Genomic DNA, 16,477 nt, shown 5'->3' with positions numbered 1-16,477 from the left:
AAATTAAATTTTTTCGAATGACCTTATTCGGGCGTTTCTCAGTACGGCTTGATTTAAACTGTTAACACTCGCTCCTTAACATGTGCATAAGATTAATGGCTGCACGATGGCAATCCATGTCGCGAATGAGACCTCGTTATCATTCCAAACAGGTTTGCATGGAAATCAAATCAAAACGTGAAACAGTCATCTTTTTGGCGTGTTTCGGCTCCAAATAATTACCATGAAAACTGACTGTGATTGTCGTCTTATGACGACAAAAGTCAGCTTTCAAAAAATCCTTAAGAATCTGATAAAACACTGATTTTCAGCGGTATTTTGCTTTGTGAAGGTTTGTTTTCAGGAAGTCGTTTTTACGTTTGAACGAGGCATTTGAGGCGTCAAAAAACAGCCACCTGAGGCCGTCAGGCAATGAAATGTAATCCCGTGGAACAATGACCGGTCAAAAGTCCGTTTTGCAACAGTGCAAGCTTTTATTTAAAAATCGATATTCGATTTATTACAGATAAAAAGCCTGAAGACACTGAATGGAAAGCCTCAGCTAACTCTGATTTAAATGACAATCGGTGATACTCAGGGTTTTTCTATCTGATCTGATATCCACTGCCCGAGTTTTCGAATCGCGGCTTCGCGTTCCCGTGTCCACCGTGGAGCATAGTTCAGGCGAAAACAGTGTTTGAACTGTTTGTTAATGGAAAATATTTCTCCGGGTGCAATAAGCACTCCCGCATTACGGCAAAAATGATACAACTCTGTGGAGTCGAAATTTTCAGGCATCTCCAGCCAGGCAACAATTCCTCCCTGAGGACGAGAAATTTTGGTAATCGCAGGAAAGGTTTCGGAAACCAGATCCACCAGACGCTGATAGCGCTGACGATACGCTTCTCTGGCCTGCCGCAGATGACGCTCGTATATCCCCTGCCCTAACACCTCGGCACATACCAGTTGTGGCAGTACTGGTGTAGATAGCATGTTTACGAACTTACGATGCAGAATCTCTTCGTAATAACGCCCGGCCAGCACCCAACCAACCCGCAGCTGCGGATCAATGGTCTTGGAAAGCGATGAGCACAGCAGCACCAACCCTTGTTTATCAAATGCCTTTATCGCACCAGGTCTATGCGTACCAAAATACAGGTCACCATAAACATCATCTTCAATTAGTGGCACCTGATATTGCTCCAACAGCCTGACCAACGCTTTTTTTCGTTCATCAGGGATGCTGCAACCCAGCGGATTGGAAAAACTGGGAACGGTGAGGATCACTTTCAGTGGCCATTGCTCCATAGCCAGCTTCAGAGCCTCAAGGCTTAAACCAGTCTCCGGGTGAGTGGGAACTTCAATCGCCTTGAGTCCGTATGCTTCAATTAACTGCAATATGCCGTAATAACACGGAGACTCAACCGCAACCAGATCCCCTGGCCGGGTCAACACCTGTAAACACAAGCCCATGGCGTTAAGACTTCCAGCAGTGGTTACTATACTATCTGGTGATACAGCCACGCCGGCATCCATGGCATGACGTGCAATCTGTTGTCGCAAAACATAAGGCCCTTCTGGAAGACAGCTGACCCCGAGATGTTGCTGGGTTCTCGACAGCCGGGTATAGGTTTGTCGCAGGTGACGACTGATAGGGAAGTCCAACGCCGGAGTCGCCCGACAGAAATTGATTGCATGGGGTTTGAAGCCATCCCGCTGTACGTCCATGACCAGCTGGGATGTAGAAGCAATGACGGGATCAGGTTCGACCACCGACGCACTTGGAACCGCCAGTGCTTCACGTATCTGACGACAGGCGTAATATCCGGACTTGGGCCTGGCCTCTACCCACCCCCGCTCTTCCAACAGACTATACGCAGCCATCACCGTAGAAATACTGACTCTTTCCTGTCTGGAGAGATGCCTGACCGATGGCATGCGCTCACCAATGGCTATTGCTCCATGACGAATCTGTTCAGTCATTTTATCCGCCAGTTGTGCATACAAACTACCTTCCATAACTGAGAACTCCCCATTACCAGTACAGTTGCACCCAAAAAAGACCATTACAGATAGGCTTTTTCCCAATCTGTATTGGTTGCTATATAAAAAATCTGAATCTGTTACGGTGCAGATAGAATTTGTAGCATATCTTCCAACACAGCTAGTAGCAACGGAGGACAGCAATGAATAATAAGGGGGTACTCATCAGGTCATGGGAGGATCAATCCCTGGCGACCAAATGGTTACAGTGGCTCAGGCCGGCAGCTCTACACCATTCTTGGTCAATCTGGCGCCAGAACGCCCAAACCCGAAGGCAGCTTCGCCTTCTGCCAGAGCACCTTTATCGGGATATTGGCTTAACCAACCATGAGGTCCGGCAGGAATCGAATAAATGGTTCTGGCAATAATTCCTCCGTGCTATCGCATTACACGTTTGATCAGTTATTTTTATTAACCAGACAACAAACATTACCGGGTTGATTGTGGTAGCGGCATAACCGCTCCCTCTTTTAACCCCATCATCAAAACAACAGTATTCATCCAGATTTATCTTCGTCCACCCCCAGATTACTTCCGTATGCTCTCAGCTCCTCTCGCATCTATTTGGAGGGTTCCTCTGGCACTGTTTCGATCACTGCCCGGCCCTTTTCAGCAGCCCTGTCAACCAGCTGAGGGTTATAACCCCAGTACATAGCTATAGCCAAATTCAATGAGCGTTAGAAAAAGATTGTTTGCCTGTGGGTGAGGAGTTCATCAACATGGCTTTATCAGCACAACCAAGCTGTAAAGATCAACTCAGATACAAAAATAATAAGGTGGGGAACCATGAATATTGGACTATTGATCAATGGTGAAGAAATCGCTGTCGATGACAAACATTGTTTTAAACGGTTGGATCCGGTAACGGGTGAGGTTGCAACGAAAGCGTCTGCTGCTACGGTGAAGGACGTAGAGGCGGCGGTGGATGCGGCCCAAGCGGCCTTTCCTGCCTGGTCAAAAACAGGCCCCAATGCTCGCCGTGCTCTGTTGCTCAAGGCTGCAGATATACTGGAATCCAAAGTGGAGGAATTTACCGGCCTGATGATCTCTGAGTGCGGGGCTACGGGTCCGTGGGCAGGTTTCAATACCATGTTCGCGGCCAGCCTGCTGAGAGAAGCGGCCGCCATGACGACGCAAATCAAGGGTGAAATCATACCTGCTGACAAGCCGGGTACCACTGCCATGGCCGTGCGCCGTCCTGCCGGTGTATGTGTCGGCATCGCTCCCTGGAACGCTCCGATTATCCTGGCCACCCGGGCAATCGCCATGCCCCTGGCCTGTGGTAATACTGTGGTACTGAAATCGTCTGAAATGTGCCCAGGCACCCATCAGTTGATCGGTAAAGTACTGATGGAAGCGGGTTTTCCAGCAGGGGTCGTCAATATCATCAGTAACGCTCCAGAGGATGCGGCAACGATTGTGCCGGCGCTTATCGCCCATCCGGCGGTCAAACGTATTAACTTTACCGGTTCTACCCGGGTCGGCAAAATCGTCGCGGAACTGGCAGCAAAAGAGCTGAAGCCGGTATTGCTGGAGCTGGGTGGCAAAGCCCCTTTTATCGTCTTGAGCGACGCGGATATCGATGCAGCCGTCAATGCTGCAGCCTTTGGTGCATTTATGAACCAGGGACAAATCTGCATGTCCACTGAGCGCCTGATCGTGGAAGAAAGCGTGGCCGATGAGTTTGTGGAAAAACTGGCCGCCAAGGCTGCCGCACTGCCAGCTGGAAATCCACGTGAGCATGTCGTTCTGGGTTCCCTGATCAACGAAGATGCGGCGCTGAAAATGGACGCTCTGATGGCAGATGCCACCAGCCATGGCGCCACGATTCGTGCCGGTGGACAACGCAACGGTACGATTGTTGAAGCGACACTGGTCGATCATGTTCAACCCAATATGCGCATGTATGGCGAAGAATCTTTCGGTCCGGTAAAACCGGTTATCCGGGTTAAGGATGAAGATGAGGCGATCCGCGTGGCCAACGATACCGAATATGGTCTGTCTTCCGCAGTATTCAGCCGTGATATTCAGCGTGCTATGAGAGTGGCAGAACAGATTGAAAGCGGTATTTGCCACATTAATGGCCCAACCGTTGGAGATGAAGGACAAATGCCTTTCGGAGGTGTCAAATCCAGTGGTTACGGTCGCTTTGGCGGAGAAGCTGCCATTGCCGAATTTACCGATTTACGCTGGATTACTATTGAAGATCCTGCTCAGCATTATCCTTTCTAGGGCATCCTGATTCCGTCTGATTGCGGATATTCCCGCAACCATCGGCTGAAAGATAATAATAAGCTGTCCGAAATGATTACACCTTGTTTTAGACCGAATGCAGCATGGAGGCTGCATTCGAGCCCATGAGGATATATTGACGGTGGGTTTGAAACGGGGTGTACTCAGTCATGAATACAATCCGATGGTTGCTATCCTACCTGGCCACCCCCTTGCCTTTAGCCTGGCACATACCCACAAGTGATAATGCCGGGTAAATCACCGGGACAAATAGGTCGATCACCTGCCTTTAAAGCTCTGAGGTTCAAAACACCCGGTATTTCAAGAACTCTAACTGCTGATAAAAGTTACAATACAAATGGATCTGAAAAACTTAGTTACAGGCCAGACTGTTAATAATGATTATCCTCCTTCGCCAATAGCTATTTTCTCCATAAAACAATCCCTTCCTACAAGAGCATCACGGTATCTATGACCCCGCAACGCTGTACATACCGAAATTGAATCGTCAACCCCTAAAAAGAGGCCCTCTGAAGGAGCTTTTTCCGTTCCATATGCCAAACAGATAGGACTCAACACGATTTTCTTTTCTTAAATGAACCTTAAAAGCCAAATACGTAAACAAATTGTCATGAAATAGAGAAAATTTGCATTTAACCCACAATAAGGCTCTTTTTTGGCGAAATTAAAGACTTATTATTAACTGCTAATGTTGATAGGCATTTTCCTATCGAAATTTTTTTTATTTTTTTTGTAAAGGTCATATTTATGTACCGTCTTTTTTTTAATCTTGCTGGCCGCAAACCTGTGGCGGTAGGAAAAACCAGATACATCTATGAACATCCCGATAATCCTGACTGGCTCATCAAAGTCCATCGCTCAATGATTCCCCATCAAAACATCGGCATATTCAAGACTTGGTATGCCCGCATGGAAGACCGTTTTGTCTATATGACGGGTTATCTGCGTGAACTGGCCGTGTATCTTGATTCCCGCTACGGTGCTCCGGATGGAATCATCAAACATATAGCCCCTATTGGGGGATTGGTTGATACTGACCTGGGAATTGGTCTGGTGGTGTCTGCCGTCCGTGATCGTAGCGGCAAACTGGCACCAACATTAGGCCAACTGATCAATAACGGTCAGATCGACGAACAAAGATATCAGAAATTAATGCTCTTTCTGGACATTATCCTCACCAGCAAACTGGTATTGGGCGATTTGAACCTGGAAAACGTCGTTTTGGAACAATTGGAAGATGGCACCGAGGAGTTTGTACTGATCGATGGCCTGGGTGAACGGACTTTTATTCCAATACAAATATTCAGCAAGCGAATCCGCCATAAACGCAAACTGAAGTTTGTTCAACGCGTCATGGATCGCTTGAAAGCGGCAAAGGTGATACCGCTTGAACAACAGCCGGGTTTCTAGTCGGCTGCTGATTTTCTCCTCACGTTGTAGATAACGGTATTGGAGAAACTTCACACAGCTTCACAGGCGAAGGGCCGATACATTCTATAAGCCGGTCGCTGACCGACTCAAATGCACTTCCGACAAATTTGTCCAACAGCAAAAACAACATTCCCTGCTGGAACACTCACCAGAGGAGCAGCGCGCTGTTACCTGCTCCAAATGTCATATCGGGCAGCTGCCGGTTTCGGCTAGTCAGTTAAAAAGATAATCGGCCAGCGGCTATCTGCATTCATGTTTTCCAATTCAACCTGAATCTGTTGTTTCAACGGAAGATCCAGTGGCAACAGGTTAAACTGTTCCTGATAGCTTCTGCCGCCGCTTTTGTCGATATGGTATATCAGCTTGTGATTCCAGACGGTCAGGCTGTCTTCTGCAATTTCGACCCGCATATTCACTTCCCAACTACGATCATCGCGCGACGCATCCCAACCTTTTTTATTCATGGAGTGGAGATTAAACCGAGTCAGAAGATAGGTTCCCGGCTGCACTCCTGTTTTTACCACCATGTTTCGCCCGTCGAGAGGGTTAACGATCACCCGAAAGGGCTCACCTGGACCCACCGGCTCAAAGTCCAGCCAGAATGACTTAAGATATTCAGCATTCTGATGTTTTTGAAACTCTGTCGGAACCACGAATATAGCCCCCTCAGTTTCTTCTCTGGCCGGTAATGAAGCATTACATGCAGTCAACAGACCGACCCACAATATCATCCATACAGCATTGATTTTCACAAACGACTCCTGGTATCTGAAAAGACCATCAAAATTAGCGCGCCGATTATATATTTTCTTTACGAAAAAAATACAGTTATGATCAGGATTCAGACTGGTGCTGAGATCTCTTTTTTTTGACCTGTGATGGCTTGACACACTACCAACCGGTTACTCATGAATCACAACCAGCCTCAAAAAAAAACACCACTATTGGATTTGGCTTTATCATCGGCGAATATCACACCAACCTTTGTTCAACACGGTTTTCATATCACTGACGCTCGTCAATCAACCAGGCGGTGAGCATATTTCCGTCCATCAGACCAACGGACCATACCTCTGCCATAAAAACCACCCTGTTGATTTCCCTGCATTTTTCAGGGGATTTGCTGAACTTTGCCAATTCCAGTTCAAATCTGGCAAAGTTACGCATTCAGACCAACACAGATTCGGCGATACCCTGCCGAACAGCCAGTAATCAGCCTAACCAGAGAGAGAACAGAATATGGCAGATAAAAATGAAAAACATAAAACAGCGATGGCCAAACAAAAAGCCAAGGTGGATAAAAGCATCGCTGCTGCCACGACCGAACGTGGCATCGTTCTGCTATTAACAGGAGATGGCAAAGGTAAATCCAGCTCAGCATTCGGCATGGTCATGAGAAGTCTGGGATATGGCTATAAGGTTGGTGTTATACAGTTCATCAAGGGAGAACAAATGTCCGGTGAAGAGTTGTTTATCCGTAACCATCACCCTGAGGTGTATTTTTATCAGATGGGTACCGGCTTTACCTGGAATACCCAGGATAGAGAAGCGGATATGGCAGCGGCACAGCGTACCTGGGAGCATGCTGAAAAATTACTGGCCGATGAAACATATCATCTGGTAGTACTGGACGAAATCACCTATATGATTGGATACAAATATCTGGATGCTGAACGTGTGATTAAGGCAATCAATGAACGTCCGGCAGAGCAATCCGTTGTGATAACTGGCCGTGGCGGTGGCTCAGCCATTCGTGAACTGGCTGACACCGTATCGGAAGTGCATGATGTCAAACATGCCTTTAAAGCAGGCATCAAAGCAAGAAAAGGCATAGATCTTTAGAAACAACCGCTCACTTGGTGCCATACTCACTGATCGAGATATATGAAGATTCCTGGGTCAACGAAACCATGAGCCACCATTCAGAAAGCAACAGAATAAACGTTTCCCATTAATCATATAAGTCACTGTACACGGTCCAGAACATGAACTCTTATCTTTCGAGTCGTGTTCTGGTCCAGCATGAACTCAAGATTCTGATGGCCGAATTTCAGCAGTAAATGACGCAAACCGATAAACCTACTGTCTTTCTCAATTTGCATATCACGAAGCTGGCTGTAAGGGATATAACTGAGAATATAACTGCTATCGACTTCCATACGACGCTTTATGGGTTTGTTGCTGCTGATCACAATAATTTCCCGCTCAGCACTCAAAAACAGACTGCAATATAATGTGTAGTTGTTATAGATGTTTTCAAAGCGCTCATAATCATCGGAGGAGTTTCCTTCCAATGCCATATTAGGTTGATAGGCCAATAATGAAATTTTTTCGTTTGCCCTCAGTTTATTGAGCGCGTTTTTGAACAACAATGGCAGCTCAACATTCGGAAAATTTTCGTCCTCTAATTTGATCAGTATATCTGAGCGAATATATTTCTTTCGAAGAATACGGACAACCCGATCAACCATCTCCTGGGATACCATGCTATAGGGAATACTGTAACTGCGGCTATCCGTCTGAATTCTCAGTTCTCCCATTAACAGATCCCGTACATCCTGAATAGTGACCATATCTTTATAACAGGCACTTTCAACCAATACCTGTTGCTGCTCCAGATGCAGTATTTTCACTTCACGGTCATACAGGCAAACGATGCCATCGTAGAGAACCTGCCCAGGCCTGGCATCCCGGCGCTCAATCGGCCGGGGCACTTTTAGGGCCATTAGAATATCATCGGTCAGTTGGAAGTCTTCAGCAAACACCCGAGGAACATCTTGGGGTTGCTTGATCTCCAACAGCCACGGTCCAAATGAATCGTATTCATGCTGTAACGTTGAATCTATCGCCATCACCTCTAGGTACCAACCTTCAACCGCGATTAGGAAATATCGCCGACATTGCTCAACTGCCCTGATCTACTTATGCTTCAGGAGACACACGGTTGATAATTCGGGAAATAATCAACCCGTTCTCCTGGATCCCTACTGATTAATTAAAGTCCATTTTTGCTGGTTTTCAACTTGCAACATTCGTTATGTAAGCGTAGCTCGAAAGCACAGATTCATACCGACCGGCCATATTCAATGATTTGTTCCAACCTGGGCTGTAACTGCGAGGCCAGTCGATCCAATTCGGTGTCCAGGAAGTCATACCAGTTAGTCTGTTGGCTGAACTGCACACCCAATGGCTTTAAAAACCACTCGCAAAAGCAGGCATTTTCGAACAACCCATGCAGATAAGAGGCGTATACATTGCCTTTCCGAAATCCGGTACCAGTTTCGATAAAAGCTTCCAGTGAGTCTTCCAGCGCCTCGCTTTCTCCCTGATGAATCTCATAGACGGCCAGCTCATTTGCCTGCCAATTGATCGTTCGTCGGACCGTTGTCTTGGGTTTTTGAAATCGCGTCTGTAAGGGAAGAATATCCAGTCCACTGAAAGACCCTCCTTCAACGAGAAGTTCATCAGTCACCCCCCGCCCTAATAATTGCAGCCCTCCGCAGATGCCCAGCACTGGCTTACCTTGATCAGCAAACTGCCGTATTTCAACATCCAGGTTCTCTTCCCGTAGATACTGCATGGCGGCAGCGACATGTTTGGCTCCCGGTAAAATCAATGCGTCCAGATTTTTAAGGTCAGCGACATGTCTGACCACCGTCAGTTGCACATCATCGTGATAAGCCAAAGGGTCGAATTCATCCAGATTACTGGCATAGGGATACATCACCAGACCGATATTGACAGCACCTCTGGCCGCTTTGGAACGATGAAAAAAAGCATCCTCCTCGGGAAGTCGATGACGGGTGTAGGGTAAAACCGCCACAATTGGGACACCGGTTTGTTGGTAAAGCCAATCGTTGGCTTCGGACAACAACGATTCATCACCTCGAAACTTATTCAAAACAAAACCTTTGACCCTGAGTCGCTCAGCCTCGGTCAGACACATAAAGGTACCCAACAGGTGCGCGTATGCCCCACCCCGATCGATATCCGCCACCAGGAACACATCTGCATCCGCATGGGTAGCCACAGCAAAATTAACAATATCCGATTTTTTGAGATTCACTTCTGCCGGACTGCCGGCCCCTTCGATCAGAATCAGCGGATACTGTGTCTGTAAACGATCAAGGCATGCCAACACCTCCGGCCACAGACGCTCCTTTCGTGCATGCCATTCCATGGCATTCAGATGATGATCCACCTGACCATTCACAACCACCTGACTCAGAACGTTGGCCTGAGGCTTCAGTAATATAGGATTAAAATCCGTATGTGGTTCAACCCTGGCAGCGATGGCCTGCAGATACTGCGCTCGCCCCATTTCTCCTCCTTCCCTGGTAACCGCAGCATTATTACTCATATTCTGCGCTTTGAACGGCACCACACGTTGCCCGAGGTTGGCAAATATCCGACACAGGACACTGACAACAAAAGACTTCCCGGCATCACTGGTACATCCCATGATCATGATACTTTTTGACATAAGGAAAAATAATTCTTGAGTAAGTAATTTTCACATGCCCACCAATGGGCACAATGCTTAAAACATGACAAAGTAATGCATCTTATTCAATCCCCTGACAAAAGTATCGCTATGAACAAATCCACCTCTGGACTGATTATCAGTGGCTGCCTGTTATTGGCCCTTTCAATCGGCTACCGCTCCGGTTTCGGAATTTTCCTGCAGCCTGTTTCAGCCGAGTACGGTTGGGGGCGTGAGGTTTTGTCATTGGCGCTGGCAATTCAGAATCTGGCCTGGGGAATTTTCGCGGTTCTTGCCGGTGCACTCGCAGACCGCTTCGGCAATCTGAAAATACTGCTTTCTGGCGTACTGTGTTATGCCGCCGGCATGATCGGAATGGCCTATGCCAGCACTCAGACAACGATGATTGCAACCGCCGGGGTACTGGTGGGGGCAGGTATCGCCGGAACTGCCTTTGGTATCGTGTTACCGGCCCTGGCTCGCTCAGTACCCGCTGACAAGCGCAGCTGGGTACTTGGATTGGGTACCTCTGCTGGCAGCTTCGGGCAGTTTCTGGTGGTGCCATTCATGCAACAGCTGCTTGATTGGTTTGGCTGGTTTCACGCCATACAACTGCTGGGACTTTCCGCGCTGCTGATGGCCGTGCTGGCGATTCCTCTGGCTCCTTACAGTGGCACCAATGACCACTCGGACAAAAACCTCAACCTGCCATTGTGGCATATCCTGCGCCAGGCTTTTCGAATACGTTCCTACACCTTGCTGGTTGCCGGTTTTTTCGTATGCGGATTCCATGTCGCCTTCATCACCGTCCACATGCCAGGGTATATCGTCGATTTGGGTTTCGACGCCAAAATCGGTGCATGGAGCATTAGTCTGATAGGTCTGTGCAATGTCATCGGTGCTTATTATTCCGGTGTACTCAGCGGCCCACGATCCAAACCGTACATCCTCGCCTGCATTTATTTTGGTCGGGTGATCGCCATTACGCTCTTCCTGCTGATACCAGTATCACTACCAAGTATTCTGATCTTCAGCGCATCCATGGGTTTTCTCTGGCTGGCCACTGTACCGCCAACATCAGGTCTGGTAGCCAGCTTTTTTGGTACCCGTTATATGGCGTTTCTCTACGGCATTGTGTTTTTGAGTCATCAGCTGGGAAGTTTTTCCGGAGTCTGGCTCGGAGGGTTTCTCTACCAGCATTTCGGCAACTACCAGGGAATATGGATTGCAGGCATTATCCTTGGACTGATAGCAGCAGTACTGCATCTGCCTATACAAGAACGGGATGAGTCCGCTATTCTGCAAAAAACAGCCCACTAACCAATTTAGTTATCATGAAATCAGTCATCATATTGAAGGGTATTCAATGAAACACCAAAAATTGTAATGTTGAAAATCTGCCCTAAACTGAATTCTTGAAAACAAGACGGTCTTTGATCCAGATACTGGCTGATACATCGGGATCTGATTAGACATATACAGGCCTGGGCCTTTTACAGGAAGCCCATGTGATCATTCAAGTCACTGACAGTGCAATCGGGAAACTGCCGCCTCGGTACTTCGTGGCACTCTGTCTCTGGCTGTTATGTTTTGTGGCACTTGGTGCCCCACAGACCTTTTTTGATCAACTGAGCCCCACCCAAAAAGAATGGCTGGAACAGCACCCTGTCATTCGCGTTGGTGCCATGGATAACTGGCCACCGATTAACTTCACTGACAACCAAGGTCGGGCAAAGGGTATTGGTGCCGATTATGTTGAAGCCCTCAATCATCGCCTTGATGGTCGTCTGCACATTATCAGCAGTGACTGGCCAAACCTGTATCAGCAGGTGGTCGAGAAAAAACTGGATGCCGTATTGGACATTACGCCAAAACCAGAACGCGAACCCTTTTTCAATTTCACCGAGGCCTACCTCAATATCCCTCATGTCATCGTTGCAAGGAGCGACGCGCCTTACTATCAGAACGAGAATACACTGATTGGAAAAACCATTGCTTTGGAAAAAGGGTTTGGCAACGTCCGATATTTTCAAGAGCATTATCCGAAAGTCACCATACGGGAATACAGTAACACCTCTGAAGCACTGGGAGCGGTAATCAGAAATGAGGTCGATGCCTATGTTGGCAATCGGGCAGTTGCCATGTACATCATTAAAAGCGAGCTGATGCAAAACCTGAAGGTACATGGTCGGGCGCAAAAACAAGGTTCCATACTCACCATTGGTATCCGCAAGGATTGGGCGCCATTGACCGAAATTCTGAACCTGGCACTGAGTGATATGAGCACTAGTGAGAAAGCAGCACTCCAGGGAGATTGGGTGGGTACGGCGAATATGAACACGTCTCCATCACAAATTGTGCTGACCGCCGCTGAACGAAGCTGGTTGAAGTCACACCCGGTCATCCGGCTTGCATCGAAATCAGCCAGTCCACCCTTTGAATACACTGCCGCTAATGGCGACTATCGGGGCATCGCTGCTGATTACATCCGCCTGATTGAGACTCGCCTGAACATTCAGTTTGAACGTTCTCCCGTTGCTCCATGGGAAGAACTCCAACTTCAGCTGCAAAACCGGCAGTTGGATGTATTGTCATTTGCAACCAAAACCCGGCAGAACCAGAGCTATTTAACATTTACCCAACCTTATCTGAGTGCCGGGATGATCATCGTAACGCGTGACAATGTCCGCTATGTGGCCAATTTGAACAGCCTCAAAAATCAATTAATAGCGACCGAAACACACTCCATCCCCTATCAGGAACTGCATCCGAAATATCCGGCACTTAACTTTATTGAATATAACAGCACTGCTTCGGCACTGGCTGCCGTCGCCAAAGGTGAAACGTTTGCCTACATTGGCAACATTGCCTCTGCCAGCTATATCATGCGCGAACAGGGCCTGACCAATCTGGTGATCTCAGGAGAGGTACCCTATCGCTATCAATTCGCGCTCGGTATTAGAAGTGACTGGCCTGAGCTGGTTTCCATCCTAAATAAAACTTTGGCCACTATTACCGAAGAAGAACGCAATCGGATCTTCAATCAATGGGTGGCTATTTCCATCCATAAAGGTATTCCGGCCCTATGGTTGATTGGCTGCACATTTCTGGCACTGGCGGTTGTCGCCGTCGTTCTTTATTGGAATTACCTGCTGAACAAAAAAGTCGCAGATCGAACTCAACAACTGGAATACCGGGCTCAACACGATACTCTCACTCAGCTACCTAACCGCAATGCCATCTTAAATCATGTTGAGTATCTGCTGGAAAGCGCCGAACAAATTTCCAGCAACCACTGCTTTGCGGTCATGTTTCTGGATCTGGATGATTTCAAAAAAATCAACGATACCCTTGGGCACGCTGCTGGTGACCAACTATTACAGGCAGTGGCAATACGATTGACCCATGCACTCAAGGAAACCTATTTCATAGGCCGTTTTGGAGGGGATGAATTTGTCATCATGACAGGGCACTCTCTTCACCTTCAACACATTCTAAGCATGGCCGAAACCGTACTGCTGGAGATACAGAAAGGTTTTGTGATAGGTGAACGAACATTGATGATCACGACGAGTATCGGCATCGCCATCTATCCCAATGACGGAAACTCAGGTGATGCTTTGTTACGTCATGCGGATATGGCTATGTATGATGCTAAACACCAGGGTGGAAATGTCTTCTCTCTGTATTCAGGTGATATGGATGCGAATCAACACAAAAAAATGACCATCGAAGAACAAATGCTCAGGGCACTCGATCACAACGAGATGTATCTGACCTATCAACCCATCGTCAATCTTATCAGTAATGACACGGTACGCTTCGAAGCCCTGTTACGTTGGGAAAATCCCATATTGGGTCAGGTAAGTCCGGAAGACTTCATTCCAATTGCTGAACAGAATGGCTACATTCTGAAAATCGGTGATTTTGTCTTTCAACAAGCTATTGCTGAATGCAAAATACTGCAGCAGCGCTTTAACCAGAACTTTTCCATTGCGGTTAACCTGTCGCCACGACAGTTTCGTGATCGGGAACTGCTTAGCAAGCTTACAGATACACTTCAGAAATACCAGTTGCCGGCCCGAAATCTGATTGTTGAAATCACCGAAGGCGTATTGATGTCAGATATAGAACATTGCAGCAGAGTGTTAAGAGAACTGAAAGATTTGGGAGTCAGCATAGCCATGGATGATTTTGGCAAGGGTTATTCGTCACTCAGCTATGTCCGCAATCACCCATTTGACATTATCAAAATAGATCGGGAGTTCGTACGGGACATCGCTTCTGACCATAAAGACAGGCAGTTAGTGGAAACAACCATTGCCATGTCAAAAAGCCTGGAATTGGAAGTGGTTGCAGAAGGGGTTGAAAATCAATCGCAGGTTATGGTGCTACGTAATAATCATTGCAAATATGCCCAGGGCTACCTGTTTGCACCTCCGATGACCTGCGAAAACCTGTATATTTGGCTATCGCGGAGTATGCGAGTGCAAATGAACTAGACATGAGAGTAAAACAAAAGTCCCGCTGACAAGTTGTTTTTTGGTTTCTGAGGCAACAAAGTCAAAAAAGCATCATTGACAAGCCAGTTAAAGATCCATATGAATAAATGTCGTATAACTGGAACGAACCAGCACATTTTTTTGCTGCAGAAATTTCATCTCGTCTTCCGCTTCCGGGTCATCCTTAGGATCACAGGCCAGCGCGAGAGAATACTCGCCTGATGATATGAATCCAAAGTGATAGGCATTGTTGTTTTCCAGATTGACAGGAACAATGACCTCAGGATCATTTTTGGGATTTATGTCAGACGGCGCAGCATCATAGCCACGGAACAAATACATCGCAGCCTGGTTACAACGATTACTGGACAACAGGCTAGCATCCACCCGGCCGGCAATACGGCCAATATCATCGTTGTTCACAACTCTGATGACGGGCTTCAAACGATAACCGTTCTTAGTCCGGATCAGGGATTTCTGTAGATCCAGATCCAGCGTGAAACTGACATTTCCATCTTCGGGAACATAAAAACCACGGTTCAGCTTTAATCCGGTTTCTGAGATAACTTCAAGTTCATGAATACTGCCATCTTCCAGCTCCACATAGGTGTCCAGATTTCCTTCTGTAGCGAGATTCAACCGAATCCAATGATACGCACCTGGCGCTACCTGGGCATCCTTCAACAGACTGACTGATATGCCACCATTGTAATCCAGCAGCGGATACTGAAGGTAATCATGGATATCATTTGACAGTTTATAATTCAGCGTGCCATCTGGACCATGAAGGCTTACTGATGAAACAGCCAGATAAACCTGGGCTACATTGTTGACGGCAGCATCAGTAAGATCCAGTGAGACCGTTCCAGAACCGCCTTCCTGTTTCTGACACCCCATTAACATCATGATAGACAGGGTACTGATTGCCACGAATTGTTTGATCACAGTGCTCTCCTTAACGTCTGTGTCCGCGCATCATAAAAGCAATTACCACAAACTGTAAGCGGACAAGCTCAAAGTTGTGACTAAATTACATGTCCAAGTGCCTATTAAGTCAGCTTTTATACAGCAAAAACCTTTTTGAAAGCCAAAATTATGTCACCCCAACGAAACTCTATTCGTTTCTCTTCAGCGCATATACAACCGTATCCCACCAGCACCCTTTAAAAAAACGGTGCTCAATCAGATGTTCTTCTTTATGCATCCCCAAACGCTCACAGAGACCAACCGCAGAATGGTTTGCAGCCAATGTTTCAGCATAAATCCGATATACTCCTAGCGCCTGAAAACCAAAACAAATCATGGATCGGGCTGCTTCAAATGCATATCCAATCCCCTGGTATTCAACAGCAATACCAAATCCCATGGAGGCGTGGTTGTCATTTTCTGCACGAATACCGCAGGTGCCTATCAGCTGATCGGATGATTTTTCAATAATGGCCAATTGATATTTTCTACGCGGAACATCCCGGGCTTGAACAACAAACTGATTAGCCAGGAATTCTGATTTTTCCCGGCGGCAATCCTCTTCGCTGTAGTATTTCTGATAATCAGGATTGGCGGTAAAACGCACATACGATTGCACATCCGAAGGTTGAAAGTCACGCAACCATAAACGATTGGTTTCTATCTTAAACATCCACTCAGGCATTCCCCTTTACATACTTTGATCCCACTCAGGATAACTGCATTTTGTCAGTTCACAGTCAGTCGCCACCAAAAGCCAGACTACAGGCCAACACCGCTGAGTATAAATACCATGATTCCCTTCAACTATTACCCATGA

At 47.0% G+C, this 16,477-nt stretch carries 12 protein-coding genes; 6 read left to right on the top strand and 6 right to left on the bottom strand.

The window, feature by feature from the left end; translation table 11 throughout:
* Positions 1–573: 573 nt before the first annotated feature.
* Positions 574–1,998 carry an aminotransferase-like domain-containing protein gene (locus YC6258_RS11975; protein ID WP_044617203.1) on the bottom strand — a complete coding sequence of 475 codons (1,425 nt, stop codon included), beginning with the start codon at positions 1,996–1,998 and terminating at the stop codon, positions 574–576.
* Positions 1,999–2,165: 167 nt separating this feature from the next.
* Here YC6258_RS11975 and YC6258_RS31325 point away from each other — a divergent pair, with 167 nt between their 5' ends.
* From YC6258_RS31325 to YC6258_RS11960, 3 genes are all read left to right on the top strand, one after another.
* Positions 2,166–2,390, top strand: coding sequence for a DUF1127 domain-containing protein (locus YC6258_RS31325; protein WP_052830233.1), 225 nt, complete (start codon positions 2,166–2,168; stop codon positions 2,388–2,390).
* Positions 2,391–2,808: 418 nt separating this feature from the next.
* The gene (locus YC6258_RS11965) at positions 2,809–4,254 is read left to right on the top strand and encodes an aldehyde dehydrogenase (protein WP_044617202.1); all 1,446 of its coding nucleotides are present in this window, start codon (positions 2,809–2,811) and stop codon (positions 4,252–4,254) included.
* A gap of 768 nt (positions 4,255–5,022) precedes the next feature.
* Positions 5,023–5,685 (top strand): YrbL family protein, encoded by a 663-nt coding sequence (locus YC6258_RS11960; RefSeq protein ID WP_044617201.1) that lies wholly within the window; start codon positions 5,023–5,025, stop codon positions 5,683–5,685.
* 230 nt (positions 5,686–5,915) lie between these two features.
* Here the strand turns inward: YC6258_RS11960 and YC6258_RS11955 are convergent, their stop codons facing one another.
* Positions 5,916–6,458, bottom strand: a complete 543-nt coding sequence (locus YC6258_RS11955; RefSeq protein WP_044617200.1) for a hypothetical protein — start codon at positions 6,456–6,458, stop codon at positions 5,916–5,918.
* 487 nt (positions 6,459–6,945) lie between these two features.
* Here YC6258_RS11955 and cobO point away from each other — a divergent pair, with 487 nt between their 5' ends.
* Positions 6,946–7,548 (top strand): cob(I)yrinic acid a,c-diamide adenosyltransferase, encoded by a 603-nt coding sequence (gene cobO / locus YC6258_RS11950; RefSeq protein ID WP_044617199.1) that lies wholly within the window; start codon positions 6,946–6,948, stop codon positions 7,546–7,548.
* 122 nt (positions 7,549–7,670) lie between these two features.
* Here the strand turns inward: cobO and YC6258_RS11945 are convergent, their stop codons facing one another.
* Both YC6258_RS11945 and YC6258_RS11940 read right to left on the bottom strand, forming a co-directional pair.
* Positions 7,671–8,558, bottom strand: a complete 888-nt coding sequence (locus YC6258_RS11945) for a hypothetical protein (protein WP_044617198.1) — start codon at positions 8,556–8,558, stop codon at positions 7,671–7,673.
* Positions 8,559–8,770: 212 nt separating this feature from the next.
* Positions 8,771–10,189, bottom strand: a complete 1,419-nt coding sequence (locus YC6258_RS11940; RefSeq protein WP_044617197.1) for a cobyric acid synthase — start codon at positions 10,187–10,189, stop codon at positions 8,771–8,773.
* Between the two features lie 111 nt (positions 10,190–10,300).
* Between YC6258_RS11940 and YC6258_RS11935 the strand changes: the two genes are divergently transcribed.
* Both YC6258_RS11935 and YC6258_RS27265 read left to right on the top strand, forming a co-directional pair.
* Positions 10,301–11,509 (top strand): MFS transporter, encoded by a 1,209-nt coding sequence (locus YC6258_RS11935; protein ID WP_245627045.1) that lies wholly within the window; start codon positions 10,301–10,303, stop codon positions 11,507–11,509.
* A 188-nt stretch (positions 11,510–11,697) separates the two neighbouring features.
* The gene (locus YC6258_RS27265) at positions 11,698–14,691 is read left to right on the top strand and encodes an EAL domain-containing protein (protein WP_052830232.1); all 2,994 of its coding nucleotides are present in this window, start codon (positions 11,698–11,700) and stop codon (positions 14,689–14,691) included.
* An 87-nt stretch (positions 14,692–14,778) separates the two neighbouring features.
* On the opposite strand, the gene YC6258_RS11925 is transcribed toward YC6258_RS27265, so the two are convergent.
* Positions 14,779–15,636: a DUF4382 domain-containing protein gene (locus tag YC6258_RS11925; RefSeq protein ID WP_044617195.1), complete on the bottom strand. Its 858-nt coding sequence runs from the start codon at positions 15,634–15,636 to the stop codon at positions 14,779–14,781.
* Between the two features lie 169 nt (positions 15,637–15,805).
* Positions 15,806–16,330 carry a GNAT family N-acetyltransferase gene (locus YC6258_RS11920; RefSeq protein WP_044617194.1) on the bottom strand — a complete coding sequence of 175 codons (525 nt, stop codon included), beginning with the start codon at positions 16,328–16,330 and terminating at the stop codon, positions 15,806–15,808.
* Positions 16,331–16,477: the final 147 nt, after the last annotated feature.

It is taken from the genome of Gynuella sunshinyii YC6258, from assembly GCF_000940805.1.
Lineage (GTDB): Bacteria > Pseudomonadota > Gammaproteobacteria > Pseudomonadales > Natronospirillaceae > Gynuella > Gynuella sunshinyii.
This window is presented reverse-complemented; position numbering and strand designations above follow the sequence as displayed.

Coding starts and splice junctions, on each gene's coding strand:
- YC6258_RS11975 (WP_044617203.1), bottom strand. CDS start 1,998: ATGGAAGGTAGTTTGTATGCACAACTGGCGGATAAAATGACTGAACAG.
- YC6258_RS31325 (WP_052830233.1), top strand. CDS start 2,166: ATGAATAATAAGGGGGTACTCATCAGGTCATGGGAGGATCAATCCCTG.
- YC6258_RS11965 (WP_044617202.1), top strand. CDS start 2,809: ATGAATATTGGACTATTGATCAATGGTGAAGAAATCGCTGTCGATGAC.
- YC6258_RS11960 (WP_044617201.1), top strand. CDS start 5,023: ATGTACCGTCTTTTTTTTAATCTTGCTGGCCGCAAACCTGTGGCGGTA.
- cobO (WP_044617199.1), top strand. CDS start 6,946: ATGGCAGATAAAAATGAAAAACATAAAACAGCGATGGCCAAACAAAAA.
- YC6258_RS11945 (WP_044617198.1), bottom strand. CDS start 8,558: ATGGCGATAGATTCAACGTTACAGCATGAATACGATTCATTTGGACCG.
- YC6258_RS11940 (WP_044617197.1), bottom strand. CDS start 10,189: ATGTCAAAAAGTATCATGATCATGGGATGTACCAGTGATGCCGGGAAG.
- YC6258_RS11935 (WP_245627045.1), top strand. CDS start 10,301: ATGAACAAATCCACCTCTGGACTGATTATCAGTGGCTGCCTGTTATTG.
- YC6258_RS11920 (WP_044617194.1), bottom strand. CDS start 16,330: ATGTTTAAGATAGAAACCAATCGTTTATGGTTGCGTGACTTTCAACCT.